Origin of the sequence: Glutamicibacter nicotianae, from assembly GCF_002797775.1 — a bacterium.
Lineage (GTDB): Bacteria > Actinomycetota > Actinomycetes > Actinomycetales > Micrococcaceae > Glutamicibacter > Glutamicibacter nicotianae.
In genome coordinates this window covers 2,959,103-2,975,820 of the sequence record NZ_PGEY01000001.1, presented here as the reverse complement: position 1 = coordinate 2,975,820, position 16,718 = coordinate 2,959,103, and the positions used below count along the sequence as shown (strand labels likewise).

Here is a 16,718-nt window from a genome sequence, read left to right as displayed (position 1 = left end):
CCTTCAGTAGTGCAGTGGGGACAGGGCCCGCACGCAGGCAGCCCATTGGCTGCTGTGCGGATCGATCCAGGTGTAGTGGTCGCCGTCGAACAGCGAGAAGCTGTGCTCCTGTCCGAGCGCGGCCGCTTTCTGGGCCGCGATGCGGGCAATTCTTGGCGGAACATCGCCATCGTCCCGTCCATGAAAGATTACGACACGGGCAGGCATTGGCCATAATTCCACCGGATTGCAGGCGCCCAGTGGCGCACCGCCGAGCATCTCCTCCACCGCGCTGTCGCTGAGCTTCAGCCGCTGGGCGGTTTCCAGGTCCAGCACCCCGGCCTGGCTGATCACCTGGGAAACCCGCTGGTCATGGGCTGCCAGCACGCAGGCCAGCTGGGCCCCGGCCGAATGGCCGATGAGCGTGATCGGCCCTTCTTCCTTGACCAGGCCCAGGGCGAGCCGGGCATCGGCCAGCATTTTCGCCGCACTGCCCGGCCCGCGCCGGTATTCGAGGTTGTAGGCGGGAATCCCGCGGGCAGCGAGATCCTGCGCCAAGGGCACGCCGAGGCTGGCCGTGTACTTCTCACGCCAGTATCCGCCGTGGATGATCATCACCGCTCCGCGGGCGGTGATGCGTTCGGGCTCGTAGAACTGGACGTACTGGTCCCGGTGCGCCCCGTAGTGCATGGCTGGCCGCCCGGCTAGTTGCCCGGGAAGACCGGCGAGCGCTTCTCGACGAAGGCGGCCCGGCCTTCCACCGAGTCGGCGGTGTGGTAGGCCTGGAGGAACGCGTCGACCTCGCGTCCCAGCCCCTGATGCGTGTCCAGCCCGTCCATCGAAACCATGGCGCGCTTGGCAATGGAGATCGCGGTGGGAGAGACCGCCGCGGCCTCTTCGATGGTCGCCACGGCAGCGTCGAGCAGCTGCTCAGCGGGGACCACCCGGTTGGCCAGGCCGATGCGCAATGCTTCCTCGGCCTTGATGCGCCGCCCGGTGAAGATCAGCTCGCGGGCCATCGCGTTGCCCACGCGGCGCGGCAGGCGCACCATGCCGCCAAAGCCGGGCACCAGGCCCAGGTTGACTTCCGGCTGGCCGAAGCTGGCCCGCTCGGAGGCGTAGATGAAATCGCAGGCCAGCGCCAGCTCGCAGCCACCACCCAGGGCGAAGCCATTGACTGCGGCAATGACCGGTACGTGCAGCGACTCCAGGCGCTCGGTCACGGCGTGCATCTGCTTGGCGTAAGCGGTGAACGTGGCCTCGTCCATGGAGTTCATCTGGACGATATTCGCCCCGGCGACAAAGGACTTCTCCCCGGCGCCGGTGATGATCAGTCCACGGTATTCGTATCCGGTGGTCTCGAACCAGTCCAGGAAGGATTCAAGGTCGTTGACTACTTCTTTTGCCAGTGCGTTCAGCGACTTTGGCTGGTCTACGGTCAGGATGAGGGCCGAGTCTTGGGTGCTCAGGGTGAGGGTATCGAATTGTTTCATACCCCTAACTCTCTCACGTAACCTGCGTCACGTGATGGATTGTCAGTGGCGCTTGCGTGGCTTGGCCTTGGCCCCTTGCGGCTTCTTGGATGGGCTCTTGGCCTGCTGTTTTGCCTTGGCTTTGGCTTTTTCCTTGGCTTTCTTCTGCTCGTTGATGCGCTTGGCCTTCTGCTCCTGGTTGCGCACCGAATTCTGCCGCGAGGAGCTGGCGGTGCGTCCGCGCACGATGCCGATGAATTCCTCGAGCACTGCAGTGTCCTCGGTGGCGGTGGGCCAGGCGATGCCGACCTGGGTTGGCGAGCCGTCTTCGATGAGGCGCACCACTACGTCCTTGCGGGCGAAGAGCCGGGCGATTGACTGCGTGGTGCGCAGCACCTGAGCTCCGGAGGCGACGACCTCCATCGCTACCGGAATGCCGCCCACGGATTGAGGGTAATCGGCCAGGTCCAGTTGCGGAAACGACTCGACGATGTCCAGCGGCACTGATTCCTCGTAGTACTCCACATCGTGGTCCTTGCCCGCGCAGACCACTTCGAGTTCCTCATAGAGCGGGATGACGTGGCGCGTCGCGTCCTTGGGCGAGTCCCCGCGGTAGCGCACGAACACTGCGTCGGCCTCGCCGTTGGCCAGCAGGTCCAGGATTTCTCCCTCGTCCAGGCGCCAGGCTTTCAGCTCGATGGCCGGATAGCGCTCCTGGAAGCGGTCCATCCATTTGCCGGGGGTGACGCCGGTGGCGTAGGCGATTCGAAGTTTCTGCACGGGTTAAGCCTACGCGCTGCCGGGTTAAATGGTGCAGGCGGGCACCGGTGCACCGGTGCCCGCCTGCGCTTGCGCAAGCTTGGAGGCCTACTTGTCGGTCTTCACGACCAGCACGTCGCATGGTGCCGAGTGGGCTACCGAGGAAGCAACGGAACCGAGCACGCGGCCCAGGCCCTTCATGCCGACGTTGCCGACGACGATCATCGAAGCCTTGCGGTCCTCGGCGTCGGAGATCAGCACGTCGCCTGGCTTGCCGTGGCCGGCTGCAGCGGTGATCTTCACGCCTGGAACGGCGTTCTTCACGTCGTTGGCCACGCGCTGTGCGAGCTTGCGGGCCTGCTCTGCGTCGTCCAGGATCCAGGTATCGGAACCGATGGAAACGACCTCGGTGTTATCCGATGCGTGAGCGGTGATGACCACCAGGTCAGCGTCCAGCTTGACGGCGAGTTCTGCGGCGCGGCGGGCAGCGCGCTGTGCGGTTTCGGAACCGTCGACGCCTACGATGATGGTTTCAGACATATTGTTCTCCTTCATATGAGTGATGCTTTAAGTGATGTAAGACACTTTATGGCCTTCAGGCCACTTTTGCTTGCAAAAAGTCCACGGCGCGCTGCCATGCGATGGCCGCCTGCTGCGGATCGTAGTTGCCGGCGGGATTCTCGTCGTTGTGGAACGCATGATTGGCGTCGTAGTAGAAGTACTGGACTTCCGCGCCTGATTCCCGGCGGATCTGCTCTTCCTGGGCCTTTGCCTGCTCTGGCGGATACATCTGGTCCAGGTTCGCGTAGTGGCCCTGGATGGCGGCGCGGACGCCGGAGAAATCGTTGGGAACACCCTGGCCGACACCGTAGAAAGGTACGGCCGCGGCAATTTTCTCGCCCTGCTGGGCTGCCATCTGCAGCACGAATCCGCCGCCCATGCAGAAGCCGATGACGCCGAGCTTCTGGCTGGTGACATGCTCATTGGCCAGCAGGTAGTCCACCGCGCCGCCGAGCAGCTGGGCGCCGACGGCTTCCGGAAGCTCGGACATCATCTGTCCGGCTTCCTCGCCGTCATGGGTGATCCAGCCGCCATAGAGGTCCGGGGCCAGCGCCACGAAACCCTGCGCCGCCAGCCGGTCTGCCACATCGCGGATATGGTCGGTCAGCCCCCACCATTCCTGGATCACGATCACTCCGGGGCCCTTGCCGGACTCGGGCAACGCGAGATAGCCGTGCGCTTGCGTACCTGAAGAAGGGAAAGTCACGTTCTGGTGCGGGGTTTTTTCCGCCATGGTGCCTCCTGCTCTGCGATTTCCTCCAGTTTATGCAGGTCTAGGCGCGATTGGCATTGACCTGCCCCACATTGCGCAAGGTTGTTCTATTTTCTGAGCGTGACCTCGCCGATACGTTCCAGCGCGTCTACCACCAGATTCCAGAAGCCTTCGTGGTCCAAGTCCACTGCCACCGAGGTATTGCAGTCGGCGGAAGCCGGCGCACGGAAGTCTGTGACGGTCATTCCCAAGGTCAGCTCGCCACGCAGCTCGACGCTCACCGGCGCCTTGACGGTACGCACCACATCCGGGTCGATCACGTAGGCCACGGCGCACGGGTCATGCACCGGCGGCGCGTCAAAGCCCTGGTGGTCGCGGTAGGCCTGGGCGAAGAAGTCCATCAGCTCGCGCACGAAGGTCGATGGCCCGGTGCCGATCTTCTCGATGCGCTCGACCACCTCGGTGGTGGCCAGCGCCTGGTGGGTCAGGTCCAAGCCGACCATGACTACCGGCCAGGCCTCGTTGAAGACGATGTGCGCTGCCTCGGGGTCGATCTTGATATTGAATTCAGCCACCGCCGACCAGTTGCCGGTGTGGTAGCCGCCGCCCATCAGCACCACTTCGCGCACGCGTTCGACGATGCGCGGTTCCTTCCGGGCGGCCAAGGCGATATTGGTCAAGGCGCCGGTGGGCACCAGGGTGATTTCACCGGGTTCATGGCCCATCACCAGATCGATGATGACGTCCACTGCGTGGCGTTCATCAAGCTCGATGCTCGATTCCGGCTGCGCTGGTCCGTCCATGCCGGAATCCCCGTGGACCTCTCCGGCGGTTTCCACCTCGCGCACCAGCGGCCGGGCGCAGCCTGCCGCGAAGGGAATGCCGGTGATCCCGGCGATGGTGCCGACGGCCAGCGCGTTGGCAGTGACCTTGTCCAGGGTCTGGTTGCCGGCCACGGTGGTCACCGCCAACAGCTCGATTTTTGGATTGCCATGGGCAAGAATCATTGCCACGGCGTCGTCATGGCCCGGGTCGCAGTCCAAAATGATCTTGCGCGGGGCATTGCTGTCCTGGGGCATGGATTCTTCTTTCGCTCTGCCGGCTGACGGCCGGCAGCTAAGTCGTGGAGGGCGGATAGTCATCCATTGATAATTCTTTCGCGCCCGCGCACTTTCGTCAAGCGCTTAACTAAAAGCGGTGGCGCACCGCGATTCCGACTACGATGGAGCCATGAAGAATGGTGAAAAGTCCGGCAACTCGCGCGCTCCGCGCCGCGTCACCGCAGCAATGGTCGCCGAACACGCCGGCGTTTCCACCGCAACGGTCTCACTTGTTGCCAACGGAAAATCAGCGGGCCGGGTATCGGCCGCGAATGAACAGCGCGTGCGCGAGTCAATTCGCGAGCTGGGCTACTTCGTCGACAGCATCGGCAGCTCGCTGGCCAAGGGCGTCAGCTCGCTGGTCGTCCTGGTGGCCCCGGACATCTCCAACCCGTTCTTCGCCAAGGTCATCGCCGGCGTGCGCTCGATCCTGGCCAGCGACTACCAGCTGCTGCTCTCGGTCACCGATGCCGGAGTCTCCCCCAGTGCCAGCGAGACCAGGAAGATCATGGGTCTTCGTCCGGCCGGGCTGCTGGTCCATGCCCCGAGCCAGGACTTCCTCGAAGAAATCTCCAGCACCCTTCCCCTGGTGGCCCTGGATGCCCCGGGCATCGATCCGGCGATTCCCGCAGTGAATATGGATGTCGCCCAGGGCGCGCGGGATGTCGTAGCGCATTTCGCCGCACAGGGACACACCAGGGCCGCCTACCTGGATGCGAGCACCGGCACCGAGACCTTGGCCGTGCGCCGCGAAGCGTTCTTGGCAGCGGCCAAGGAATACGGCATCGAGGTCCTGCCTGCTTCTGTCGCCAGCTCGATGATCGACGTCGCCGCGGCTTCGGCGGCTTTCAGCCAGCATTGGCCCACGTGGCGGGAAGCCGGCGTAACCGCGCTGGGATGCGCAACCGACAACCACGCGTTCGGCGTGCTGCATGCCTCCCGTCAGCTTGGCCTCAGCATCCCGCAGCAGCTTGCGGTGGCCGGATTCGACGATCTGCCCTACTCGGCGACTTCCAACCCATCCATCACCACCGTGGAACTCAATGCCCAGGAAGTCGGGCGCCAAGCCGCACTGAAACTGCGTGCGCTGCTCGATGGGAAATCCCCTGATCCACTGCAGACCATGCTGCCAAGTTCACTGGTTGTCCGCGGATCGACACTGGAAAACGCAGGAGGCTAACCGATGAACATGCGCAAATGGCCCGCCAAGGTCACGGCAATCATCGCCCTGCTCGTTGCCCTGGGCCTGATCGTCATGTCCAGCGGAGTGCTCAGCCTCTTTACCGGCCCGCCACCCCCTCCGGGGTCCGGCATCGAATCTGCCGCACGAAGCCTTCCGCTACTGGATGAGCTTTCCGCTCTTTGACACCCCGGGATCGGTGCACGAGGACAAGTCGAAGCAGCACGGGCGGCGCTTGCCATCGCGCAGCTTGGAAATGCTGACATCCACTCGGCGTTCACGCGTGGAAGGGTTCTTGGTCGCTTCGACCCAGCGGACCCATTCCCAGCGGGCCATCGGGGTGAGCCCCGCCCACACCTCTTCCAGATCATCGGCGTCATCCAGGGCGCCGGCCAAGTCCTGCGGGATCCTTGCTTCCGGCCAGGTTCCGGCAACGCGAGCCGCCAATTGCACCTGCTCCCCTGCGTCGGCCGATAGCTGCGGCATCCCCTGGCCATCGAGAGCCAGCCAGTGGCCACGGCGCCCGTCGGGATCAATCACGACCGTATGCCCCTCATGCGCCTGGAGAAGTTCTACCGCGACCTGTCCTCGGCTTGGCAACTTGTCGCTTGATTCCTGGTCGAATCGGAGAATTTTGCGGTCATTGACCAGATCTACAGTTCCCTGCAGTTCGAGGATTTCATTTGATACTGGCACCAGAATCAGCCCTTTCAGTTGCTCAAGGGCAGTCTATGGCACAGCCGCATCCAGCTTCCACGCGGCTAGACTGCTGTCATGACCCAATACCCGGTGCTCGTCAGTTCCTGCCTTGCTGGCATCCCTTGCCGCTATAACGGCAAGGCCAAGGCCAACCCGGCGATCGTCGAAGCTGTGGCACGAGGAGATGCTGTTGCTGCCTGCGCCGAGGAATTAGGCGAACTGAGCACCCCGCGCCCGCCAGCAGAGATTTCCGGCGGCGATGGCAACGACGTGCTCGAAGGGCGGGCCGCCGTTCTCGATGTCAACGGCGAGGATGTCAGCCGGCAGTTCGTGGCTGGAGCCCAGAAGGTCGCAGATTTGGTCCAGCGCGAGGGCATCACCGAAGCGATTTTGCAGGATCGCAGCCCCTCCTGCGGCTGCGGGAGCATCTACGATGGCTCGCATTCCGGAAAACTTGTTGCAGGCGATGGGGTGCTGGCTGCGTTGCTGAAGCGCCGGGGCATCAAGGTCAGTGGATCTCCAGCAAGCTGACACACCTTGGAAGATAACGATTCAGTTGCGCTTTTAATCAAGAAAATAACCCTCCATCCGAAGATCAAGGGTTATTTTCCATTTGTGCGCGAGGGGGGACTTGAACCCCCACGACCTTGCGATCACTGGCACCTGAAGCCAGCGCGTCTACCAATTCCGCCACTCGCGCTTATTCTGTTTTCGTTGCCTTCGTTCTTTGCAACAAGAAATAGCTTACACACACATTTTCCGTTCACCTAATCGAAACCCCCATTTGTGGCTAGCGACACATGGGAAACCTTTTTAGTGCCTTTACCGTTGATACTGACGCACTTGAGCCGTTCAAGAATTTTTCGGCATTTGCACAGCTGAAAACAGTAAGATCGAATATGAAGTTCTGCGTTCATAGCCCGGAAAGGATGACCGCAGGCTCGTAATAACTAGCCATGGACCCTAAGGAAGGAGCACGAATAATGGGCTTTCTCGACAATGTCGAACGCGGCTTAGAGAAGGTCGTCACTAGCTTCTTTCGTGGCACCAGCACCGCAGATCTAAAGCCAGTCGAACTGACTACCGCGCTACGCAATGACATGGACCGCGGAATCATGCCGATTAGCGAAGGCCGCAGCCTCGCGGCCAATGACTTCGTAGTCTCGCTGAGCACCAAGGACTACAACACCGCCAAGGGTTGGGGCCAGGGTGTCGTCAATGAAATGGCAAAGGTCACCGCCGAGCATGCCGCCACCCAGGACTATTCAGTTCATGGCGACATCATGATCCATTTCGTCTCCAATGATGATTTCAAGCCCGGTGAGATGGAAATCTCCAGCTCGGTCAAGGAATCCAGCTCACACCCAGCGGCTTCGGCACCGGTCAAGGAGCGGGCATCCGCGCCAGCGGCACCGGCAGCTCCATCAGTAACCCCTCCAACCACCGCGCAGCCACGCCCAACGGTGCGTCCGATTGCAGAGATCCCCAAGAGGCCCGTGCAGAAGCAGGCCATCCTTGAGGTTGCCGGTCAGAGGTACGCCCTGCATCACCACTCGATCGTGCTGGGCCGTTCGGCCAGCACCGATATTCCGGTGGACGACTCCGGCGTTTCCCGGCAGCACGCTCGTGTCGAAACCCGTGGCAAGACCAGTTTCGTCGTCACCGATCTGGGTTCAACCAACGGAACCTACGTGGACGGCAAGAAGATTTCGGAAGAAACCCGTATATTTGACGGTTCGGTCATTACTATCGGACAGACGAAAATCGTCTTCCGGCTGATTACCTCGAACAACGGAGGCCGCGCGTGAACGATCTGGTTCTAAGCCTGTTCCGATTGGGCTTTTTGGTCCTCATCTGGCTGCTCGTTTTAAGCGTTGTCGGATCGATGCGCCGCGACTTGGCTATCGGTTCACGGGCCCGCACCGGCAAGCCCAGCGCTCGTGAACTGAAGAAGAACCCGGAACTGGCGGAACCAGAAGTCCCCGCGCGCAAGGCGGCCACCTCATTGGAAGTCGTCGAGGGCCCGCTGGCTGGCAGCAGCATTCCGCTACGCGGCCAGCCGATCATGTTCGGCCGCGCCCAGGATGCCACCGTAGTTCTCGATGACGACTACGCTTCGGGACGCCATGCCCGCATGTTCCCCCAGGGATCACGCTGGTTCATCGAGGATCTCGGTTCAACCAACGGCACCTTCGTGGGTGACAACCAGCTCTCACGCGCCCAGGCAGTGGAGCCCGGCCAGCGAATCCGCATCGGGAAGACTGTCCTGGAATTGAAGGCCTAGCCTATGGCCCTCAAACTCAAATTTGCGGCGAAATCCGATGTTGGCCGGGTGCGCAAGAAGAATGACGACTCGGCCTATGCCGGCGAGTACCTGGCGGTCCTTGCCGACGGCATGGGCGGACACGTCGGCGGCGACGTCGCTTCGGCCTCTACCGTGCTCGATCTGGTGCATCTGGACCACGAAGCCACCGCGGATCCGCAGAATGCGTTGCCGGACGAAATCCAGGCCGCCAATCTGGTGCTCAATGAACTCGTCGGCGCCAATCCGAAGCTGTCGGGCATGGGCACGACCGTCACTTCCCTGCTGCTCTCGGGCGACACCCTGCACATGGCGCACATCGGCGACTCCCGCGCCTACCGCTTGAAGCACGGTGAGTTCGAGCAGATCAGCAAGGACCACACCTTTGTCCAGCGGCTCGTCGACGAAGGCCGAATCAAGCCGGCCGAAGCCGAGGTCCACCCGCATAAGAATGTGCTTTTGCGCGTGCTCGGCGACTCGGACGCGTCCCCCGAGCTGGATGTCGAGAAATTCACGGCAGAACCGGGCGAACGCTGGATGCTGTGCTCCGACGGACTCACCGACGCGGTGCCGGTTCCGGTGATCGAGCAGATCATCCGCACCACCGCCGACATGGATGAAGCGGTCAACGACCTGGTTGCCATCACGCTGAAGAATGGCGCACCGGATAATGTCACCGTGGTGATGTTCGAGGTCATCGAGAACTCCGCCCTTGACGGCGAGGCGCCGGCCGAGCCGGAGCCCGCGCCGGATACCGGCCAGCTCACCATCGCCGCCGAAGGAGATGTCGAAGCCAGCGCATCGCTGCTTCGCCATGAGATTTCCCAGCGCCCCCACCTGCTGGTGGGCGCAGCCCAGCTGGCAACGCAGACCGGGCAAATCCCGGTGGTTACCCAGCACACCGGCGAACGACGCGCTGCAGCCTTGCTGACCCACCGTTCCCCGGCTGCCGGCGAGGTGCTCGATCCGCTGGAAGCTCCGGTGCAGCATCGACGCTGGCTGATGCCGATCCTGCTGACCCTCACGGCCTTCCTCGTCGTAGCCCTGGCCGTCTGGGGCTACATGTGGACCCAAACCCAGTACTTCGTGGGCGCCGTCGATGGCAAGGTCGCCATCTACAAGGGCGTCCCGCAAGAACTTGGGCCGATCTCGCTCTCCGAAGTCGACACCGTCAGCAAGGTGCCGCTGGAAGCCCTGCCGGAGTATTCGCGCCAGCGCGTTGAGTCGACCATCTCGGCCGAGAACCAGCAGCATGCCCAGATGATCATCCAGGAACTTCTGGTCACCGCGAAGCAGAACTGCCCGGTCACCGTTCCTGGATCCTCGGATTCCGCCAGCCAGCTCGAACTGCCCGCCTACTGCCAGGAGATAATGCAATGACCGAAGTGCAAACCGCACCGGTGCCTCGGCGCAATCTCGAGCTGCTGCTGGTACTTCTTGCCCTGTGCGTCGGAGGTGCCGCGTTCTATCTTGTCGGCAGCTCCACCGAGGACGTCGACAATACCGATTTCTACGTGCAGATGAGCATCCTGGCGGGGCTGTCCCTCACGGTACACGTGCTGCTGCGCATCTTCGCAAAATATGCTGACCCGGTAATACTTCCGATCACGATTGCGTTGAACTCCCTTGGCCTAGCCATGATTCACCGCATTGACTTGGCAAAAGGAACTTCACAGTCGGCTCGCCAGCTGCTGTGGACAGCCATTGCAATCGTGATTGCATCGGTAGTCCTCTGGGCCATCAAGGATCACCGGATACTGCGGCGCTTCACCTATATCGCCCTGCTGGCATCCATTGTCCTGCTCTTGCTCCCGCTGATTCCAGGGCTCGGCGTAACCATTAACGGCGCCCGAATCTGGATCCGCATGGGAATGTTCTCCTTGCAGCCAGGCGAACTCGCGAAGATCACCCTGTCGATCTTCTTCGCCGGGTATCTCTCGTCGAATCGCGACTTGATCCTGATGGCCGGACGCAAATTCGGGCCGCTGCAGCTGCCTCGCCTGCGCGACATGGCTCCGATGGTGATTGTCTGGCTGCTGTCCATCGGCGTGCTCGTGGTGCAGCGCGACCTCGGCTCCGCGATCCTATTCTTCGGCCTGTTCATCGTGATGATCTATGTGGCCACTGCCCGGATCTCCTGGGTGCTCATTGGCTCCTTGATGGTTGTCGCCGGCGGCGTGGTCGCGGGCCTGACCATGGGCCACGTGACCCGCCGCCTGGACGTGTGGCTAAATGCCTTCGACCCTGAGATCTACCAGGCCACAGGTGGCAGCATGCAGATCGTCGAGGGCCTGTTCGGCATGGCCGACGGCGGCCTGTTCGGCACCGGCCTGGGCGCTGGTTCGCCATACCGGGTGCCGCTGGCCAACTCGGACATGATCATTGCCTCCTTCGGGGAGGAAATCGGCCTGATCGGCGTCTCAGCGATCATCCTGCTCTACATGCTGCTGATCTCCCGCGGCCTGCGTGCCGCCCTGGGGTCTGCCGATACCTTCGGCAAGCTGCTGGCTGCCGGGTTGTCCTTCACCCTGGGCCTGCAGTGCATCGTGATCATCGGCGGCGTTACCCGGCTGATCCCGCTGACCGGCCTGGCCACGCCATTCATGGCAGCTGGCGGCTCCTCGCTGCTGGCGAACTGGATCATCATCTCGCTGCTGCTATTGATCTCCCACAACTCGCGCCGCCCGAAGACCGGCGGCGTAGGACCAACCGATGAATTCGCATCTGCCAGCACGACCCTTACCTCAAGCACCAAGGCGGTGACGAAGAAGTGAATCATGCAATCAAGCGCGTTTGGGTTGCGCTAACCGTCCTGTTCGTCATCTGCCTGGGCGGTTTGAGCTATATCCAGTTCTTCGACGCCGAGTCGCTCTCGGAGAATGCGCTGAACAAGCGTGAGCTCTACCGCGAGTTCGACCTGCCCCGCGGGGCGATCCTGGTTGACGGCAAGCCGATTGCCGAATCGGTACCGACCGATGACGGCCAATTCGAATTCCAGCGCGTATACAACGACGCGGAAACCTACGCCCACCTGACTGGCTACTATTCGCTGGCCAACGGCACCACTCAGCTCGAATCGCAGTTGAATGACTGGTTGACCGGCACGAGCTCGGATCTGCTCTTCGACCGGCTCTCTGCCATGTTCACCGGCACCCGTTCCGAGGGCGCCTCGGTCGAGCTGACCATTGACGGCCAGCTGCAGAAGACTGCCTTCGAAGCGATCCCTGAGGGCCTGAAGGCAACGATCATCGTGACCAATCCGAAGACCGGCGACATCCTGGCGATGGCTTCCAAGCCGAGCTACGACACGAACCTGTTGGCAGTGCACTCCACCGCCAAGGCTGCCGAGAACCTGAAGGAAATCAGCAATATTGACGGCCTGAGCCCCTACCGGAATCCTGCCATCAGCAACTTGATCACTCCCGGATCATCGTTCAAGATCATCAGCACCGTCGCGGCCCTGGAATCCGGAAAATTCGACATGGACACCCCCATCGACAACCCGGTATCGAAGAATTATCCGCATACGAATACACCGCTGAGCAACTTCAGCGAAGGCATCTGCGCACGTGACACCCGCGCCAAGCTCGAGTTCATCTTCGCGCAGAGCTGCAACACCCCGTTCATCGAGATCAGCCAGACAGTCGGCAAGGATGCCTTCACCGAGGTGGCCGAGCGATTCGGCTACGGCCAGCAGCTGAACATCCCGCAGAATGTCGTGCCAAGCGAATTCCCCTCGGCCGAGGCATCTGAAGCGGACATGGCGAAGATGGCCATCGGTGAATGGGAAAACAAGGCTACCCCGCTGCAGATGAACATGGTTGCCATGGCCATCGCCAACGATGGCGTGATCATGAAGCCGAATCTGATCGACAAGGTCATTGCGCCGGACCTGCGGGTGATTGAGGATCCGAAGGCGGAGAAGTTCTCCACGGCCACCACCCCGGAAGTTGCCGAACAACTGACCGAGCTGATGGAAGGCCCGGTGCTGCGCGGCACGGCGATGAACGCCCGGGTTCCCGGCGTGGATTTCCGCGCCAAGACCGGCACCTCGCAGCGGCCAGCAGCAGAGGACGGGACCCGCATGGTGAATTCCTGGATGACCGGTTTCGCGCCGGCCGATGACCCGCAGGTTGCCATCACGGTCAATATCCAAGACGTAGATTACGACACCGGCCACAACACGGTTGGTGCACTGATGAAGACGATGTTAGAGGCGGTGTTCAACAAGTGAGGCCAGTAACCGGCACCACCTTGGGCGGTCGTTACAAGCTGACCGATCGCATTGCGATCGGCGGCATGGGCGAAGTTTGGAAGGCGCGAGACCAGGTCCTTGGACGTCTGGTCGCGATCAAGATCCTCAAAGAGGAATACACCGACAACGAGAGCTTCCTGACGCGTTTCCGCGTGGAGGCACGCCACACCGCGCTGCTGAACCACCCCGGCATCGCTGGTGTCTTCGACTACGGCGAGGAACAGGGATCCGCCTATCTGGTGATGGAACTCGTTCCCGGCCCGCCGCTGTCCACCATCATCGAACGAGAGCGCAAGCTCGAGGTGGACCGCACGCTCTCGCTGATCGCGCAGACCGCCCGCGCGCTGGCGGCAGCCCACGAGCACGGCCTGGTGCACCGCGATGTGAAGCCGGGCAACATCCTGGTAATGCCTTCGGGCGTCGTCAAGATCACCGACTTCGGCATTGCCCGCCTTGCCGACCAGGTTCCGCTGACCGCCACCGGACAGGTCATGGGCACCGCCCAGTACCTGGCCCCGGAACAGGCCACCGGGCAGATCGCCACCGGCAGCTCCGACATCTACGCCTTGGGTGTCATCGGCTACGAATGCCTGGCGGGACGCCGTCCCTTCACCGGAGAATCGCAGATCGCCATTGCCCTGGCACAGGTCAACGACGCTCCCCCTGCCCTGCCCGACACCATCCCGGCCCCGGTTCGCCAGCTGATCATGTCGATGCTGGCCAAGAACCCGTCGGAACGCCCGAAGGATGCAACCGCACTGGCGAAGGCCGCAGATGCGCTGCGCGCCGGCGACACCAATACCGCTACCTTGGCGGTTCCCGGCATGCTGGCCACCGGTATCGCCACCGACGCGACCCAAGTGGTCAACATGGATGACGATGCCACCCAGGCGGTGCCGCAGGCCGATTCCGCCCCGACCATGACCAATGCCATGCCCACTGTGGTGGAACCTGCCCGCAATGCCAGCGGCTTCTCCGGTTCCAGCGCCGCTGCCGGCGGATTCGATGACGAGGACGTGGATACCCAGGATCCTGCTCGCGAGGCTGGCGCCAAGCGCAGCCCGTGGCTGGTCCCGCTGATCGTGATCATCGCGCTGGCTGCGGTGATCGCCTTGCTGGCATGGCTGATCCCTGCCATGGGCAGCGACAATGACAACCTGCCGACGTCGTCGCCGACGCAGAGCACCGAGCTGTCCGATTCCTCGTCTCCATCCGAGGAATCGACCGAGCCGACCGAGGAAACCACCGAAGCCTCGGAGACCTCCGACTCCCCGTCGCCGACCCCGAGTGAAACCGTCACCTATGTAGATGTTCCGGCGTCGCTGATCGGCCAGGATATCGACACCGTGACCGCGGAACTCGAGGGCAAGGGCCTGGTCGTTGACGCGACCCCGCAGGAAACCAGCGAGTATGATCCGCGTGAAGTGATTTCCCTGAATCCTACCGGCAGCGTTGCACAAGGCGAAACCGTTTCGGTGACCTATGCAATGGCCCCTGAAACCGTTGGCGTGCCATCGGTGACCGGCATGAGCTTCGAAGCCGCGCAGAAGCGCATCCAGGACGCTGGACTGGCCGTGGCCATGGGCGGGGAACGCCCCGACCCATCCGTCGCCGGTACCGTGCTGGCGCAGGACGTTCCCGCCGGCAGCGAAGTCGAGCCGGGCACCACGATCACCCTGGATATTTCCACCGGTCCAGAAGAAACCGAGCCAACCGGGTCCGCCACCAAGTCGGCATCTGAATCCCCAGAAGCCGCAGAGCCGGAGCAAAGCGAAGCGCCATGAGTGAAGTCGAAGCTTTGCCTCCTGGCTTGCCGCGAATGATCAACGACCGCTATGAGATCGAATCGTTGATTGGCCGTGGCGGCATGGCGGATGTGTATCTCGCCACCGACCACGTGCTGTCGCGCAAGGTAGCGGTCAAGGTGCTGCGCCCGGATACCGCCGGCAACCCCATGGTGGTCAATAGATTCCGCCGTGAGGCCAAGGCCGTCGCTGGCCTGAGCCACCCGAATATCGTTGCCGTGTACGACACCGGCGAGCTGCCGGCCACCGAGTACAACCGTGAACGCCTGCCATTCATGGTGATGGAATACGTGACCGGACGTACCCTGAAGCAGGTAATCGCTGCGGGCGATGTCGATGGCTCCGTGGCAGTGCACATCACCCGCGGCGTTTGCGATGCCCTGGATCATTCGCACACCAACAACGTCGTCCACCGCGATATCAAGCCGGCCAATGTGATGGTGACCGATTCCGGCCACGTGAAGCTGATGGATTTCGGCATTGCCCGTGCCTTGGATACGTCGGCAACCATGACGCAGACCGCTGCCGTAGTGGGGACAGCCCAGTATTTCTCGCCCGAGCAGGCCCGCGGCGAACAGGTCGATTTCCGTTCGGACATCTACTCGGTTGGCTGCCTGTTCTACGAGCTGGTGACCCACCAGCCTCCATTTACCGGCGATTCGCCGGTGTCGGTCGCCTACCAGCACGTTGGCGAGATTCCCTCGGCGCCAAGCGAGGTCAAGCACGGCGTCGACCCGATCTTCGACCCAATTGTCGCCAAGGTCCTCTCCAAGGAACGCGACGACCGGTTCCAGAGCGCCGGAGCTTTCGCCTCGGCGTTGGAGGATGCGCTGAACGGCATCGAATTCCATGATGACGAGCCGGAGCCATCCACCTACACCTTGCCGATTTACGGCACCCACCATGAGGCTGAAACCGGCTTCATCGCGCAGTCTGCGCCACGAACGAGCCAGCACCCGGTCTTCGTGGAAGACGAGGCACCTGAGCCGCCTGCACGGCACAAGTCCAACCGCGGCCTGATCATCTTGCTGACCGTCATCGCCCTGATTGCCGTGGGCATCGCCAGCTTCCTGGTGATCCGCTCGATCCAGGCGGAAGCTGAAAAGCGTGCCCCGATCGCCGTACCCGAGGTCCTTGAAATGTCCGAGGACGACGCAAGGGAATTGCTGCGCGATAACACCTTCCAGGTGCGTGTAGAGCGCGAATTCAGCGATGACGTAGAACAGGGCAAGGCGACCCGTACCGATCCGGAAGCAGGATCCATGGTCGCCAAAGAGTCCACGGTCGCCCTGTACATCTCCGACGGCTCAGAGCAGCGCACGATTCCCGAGGATCTGGCGAACCAGTCCGAGACAGCTGCCCGCGATGCCCTGCGCGAAGCAGGCCTGGAAGTTGGCGAAGTCAGCCGGGAGAACTCTGCAACGGTTCCCACCGACTGGGTCATCGGCACCAGCCCTGAGCTGGGGTCCAAGGTGAAAGCCGGCAGCGAAGTCGATTTGATCCTGTCTACCGGCATGGTGACCGTTCCGGTGGTGACCGAGATGAGCCGCGAGGAAGCTGAAGAAAAGCTCTCGGCAGATGATGTCGGGCTGGAAGTCCAGTTCGTTGAGGTGGAAACCGATGACTACGCCGAGGGAACACTGTTCAAGCAGTCCCCCGAAGCCTCCGAGGACGTGCCCCAGGGAAGCCTGGTGAAGATTTCCGTGGCCAAGGCACCGCCAGCGCCCGAGCCTTCCGAAGAACCATCGTCTAGCGAGTCCGAATCATCGGATCCATCCGAATCCGATGATCCAACCGAGGATGCTTCGCCAACCAGCGATGCCCCGGCTCCTCCCAACGGGAATGGCCGGCCAGACCGGACCGGACCACCACGGGAAAATGACTGAGACTAGCC

Annotated in this window: 17 protein-coding genes and 1 tRNA gene; 10 read left to right on the top strand and 8 right to left on the bottom strand. The window is 62.3% G+C overall.

What is annotated here, in order from left to right:
* Window positions 1-3 precede the first annotated feature (3 nt).
* From ATK23_RS13850 to uriH, 6 genes are all read right to left on the bottom strand, one after another.
* Window positions 4-669, bottom strand: a complete 666-nt coding sequence (locus tag ATK23_RS13850) for an alpha/beta hydrolase (RefSeq protein WP_052253932.1) — start codon at window positions 667-669, stop codon at window positions 4-6.
* A 14-nt stretch (window positions 670-683) separates the two neighbouring features.
* Window positions 684-1,472 carry an enoyl-CoA hydratase/isomerase family protein gene (locus ATK23_RS13845; protein WP_066142689.1) on the bottom strand — a complete coding sequence of 263 codons (789 nt, stop codon included), beginning with the start codon at window positions 1,470-1,472 and terminating at the stop codon, window positions 684-686.
* A gap of 42 nt (window positions 1,473-1,514) precedes the next feature.
* Complete coding sequence (locus ATK23_RS13840; RefSeq protein ID WP_066142692.1) at window positions 1,515-2,231, bottom strand: LysR substrate-binding domain-containing protein; 717 nt, start codon at window positions 2,229-2,231, stop codon at window positions 1,515-1,517.
* An 87-nt stretch (window positions 2,232-2,318) separates the two neighbouring features.
* Window positions 2,319-2,750, bottom strand: coding sequence for a universal stress protein (locus ATK23_RS13835; protein ID WP_038992696.1), 432 nt, complete (start codon window positions 2,748-2,750; stop codon window positions 2,319-2,321).
* Between the two features lie 55 nt (window positions 2,751-2,805).
* Window positions 2,806-3,504 carry a dienelactone hydrolase family protein gene (locus ATK23_RS13830; RefSeq protein WP_066142695.1) on the bottom strand — a complete coding sequence of 233 codons (699 nt, stop codon included), beginning with the start codon at window positions 3,502-3,504 and terminating at the stop codon, window positions 2,806-2,808.
* Window positions 3,505-3,590: 86 nt separating this feature from the next.
* Window positions 3,591-4,562: a uridine-preferring nucleoside hydrolase UriH gene (gene uriH, locus ATK23_RS13825; RefSeq protein ID WP_066142698.1), complete on the bottom strand. Its 972-nt coding sequence runs from the start codon at window positions 4,560-4,562 to the stop codon at window positions 3,591-3,593.
* 151 nt (window positions 4,563-4,713) lie between these two features.
* On the opposite strand from uriH, the gene ATK23_RS13820 reads away from it, so the two are divergent.
* Window positions 4,714-5,763, top strand: coding sequence for a LacI family DNA-binding transcriptional regulator (locus ATK23_RS13820; RefSeq protein WP_066142703.1), 1,050 nt, complete (start codon window positions 4,714-4,716; stop codon window positions 5,761-5,763).
* Window positions 5,764-5,766: 3 nt separating this feature from the next.
* Window positions 5,767-5,949, top strand: a complete 183-nt coding sequence (locus ATK23_RS16405; RefSeq protein ID WP_038992701.1) for a hypothetical protein — start codon at window positions 5,767-5,769, stop codon at window positions 5,947-5,949.
* On the opposite strand, the gene ATK23_RS13815 is transcribed toward ATK23_RS16405, so the two are convergent.
* Window positions 5,923-6,459, bottom strand: coding sequence for a YdeI/OmpD-associated family protein (locus tag ATK23_RS13815; RefSeq protein WP_066142709.1), 537 nt, complete (start codon window positions 6,457-6,459; stop codon window positions 5,923-5,925). The two genes, ATK23_RS16405 and ATK23_RS13815, sit on opposite strands and share 27 nt — an antisense overlap.
* 78 nt (window positions 6,460-6,537) lie before the next feature.
* Between ATK23_RS13815 and ATK23_RS13810 the strand changes: the two genes are divergently transcribed.
* The gene (locus ATK23_RS13810; protein WP_066142711.1) at window positions 6,538-6,993 is read left to right on the top strand and encodes a 2-thiouracil desulfurase family protein; all 456 of its coding nucleotides are present in this window, start codon (window positions 6,538-6,540) and stop codon (window positions 6,991-6,993) included.
* 85 nt (window positions 6,994-7,078) lie between these two features.
* Here ATK23_RS13810 and ATK23_RS13805 read toward each other — a convergent pair.
* Window positions 7,079-7,162: transfer RNA gene (locus ATK23_RS13805), tRNA-Leu, on the bottom strand.
* 283 nt (window positions 7,163-7,445) lie between these two features.
* Here ATK23_RS13805 and ATK23_RS13800 point away from each other — a divergent pair.
* Genes ATK23_RS13800 through pknB form a run of 7 tightly spaced genes read left to right on the top strand, consistent with a single transcriptional unit; the run spans window position 7,446 to window position 16,710 of the window.
* Complete coding sequence (locus ATK23_RS13800; RefSeq protein WP_066142714.1) at window positions 7,446-8,270, top strand: FHA domain-containing protein; 825 nt, start codon at window positions 7,446-7,448, stop codon at window positions 8,268-8,270.
* On the top strand, window positions 8,267-8,746 hold the full coding sequence (locus tag ATK23_RS13795; protein ID WP_066142716.1) for an FHA domain-containing protein FhaB/FipA: 480 nt from the start codon (window positions 8,267-8,269) through the stop codon (window positions 8,744-8,746). The genes ATK23_RS13800 and ATK23_RS13795 overlap by 4 nt, the downstream gene beginning before the upstream one ends.
* A gap of 3 nt (window positions 8,747-8,749) precedes the next feature.
* Window positions 8,750-10,144 carry a PP2C family protein-serine/threonine phosphatase gene (locus ATK23_RS13790; protein WP_066142719.1) on the top strand — a complete coding sequence of 465 codons (1,395 nt, stop codon included), beginning with the start codon at window positions 8,750-8,752 and terminating at the stop codon, window positions 10,142-10,144.
* Entirely contained in the window at window positions 10,141-11,538 is a 1,398-nt protein-coding gene (locus tag ATK23_RS13785; protein ID WP_066142723.1) for an FtsW/RodA/SpoVE family cell cycle protein, read from the top strand. The genes ATK23_RS13790 and ATK23_RS13785 overlap by 4 nt, the downstream gene beginning before the upstream one ends.
* Complete coding sequence (locus tag ATK23_RS13780; RefSeq protein WP_066142726.1) at window positions 11,535-12,998, top strand: peptidoglycan D,D-transpeptidase FtsI family protein; 1,464 nt, start codon at window positions 11,535-11,537, stop codon at window positions 12,996-12,998. Before ATK23_RS13785 ends, ATK23_RS13780 begins: the two co-directional genes overlap by 4 nt.
* On the top strand, window positions 12,995-14,803 hold the full coding sequence (locus ATK23_RS13775) for a protein kinase domain-containing protein (protein ID WP_066142729.1): 1,809 nt from the start codon (window positions 12,995-12,997) through the stop codon (window positions 14,801-14,803). The genes ATK23_RS13780 and ATK23_RS13775 overlap by 4 nt, the downstream gene beginning before the upstream one ends.
* A complete protein-coding gene (pknB, locus tag ATK23_RS13770) occupies window positions 14,800-16,710 on the top strand; it encodes a Stk1 family PASTA domain-containing Ser/Thr kinase (RefSeq protein ID WP_083515632.1) in 1,911 nt (636 codons plus the stop codon). The genes ATK23_RS13775 and pknB overlap by 4 nt, the downstream gene beginning before the upstream one ends.
* The last annotated feature ends 8 nt before the right edge of the window (window positions 16,711-16,718 follow it).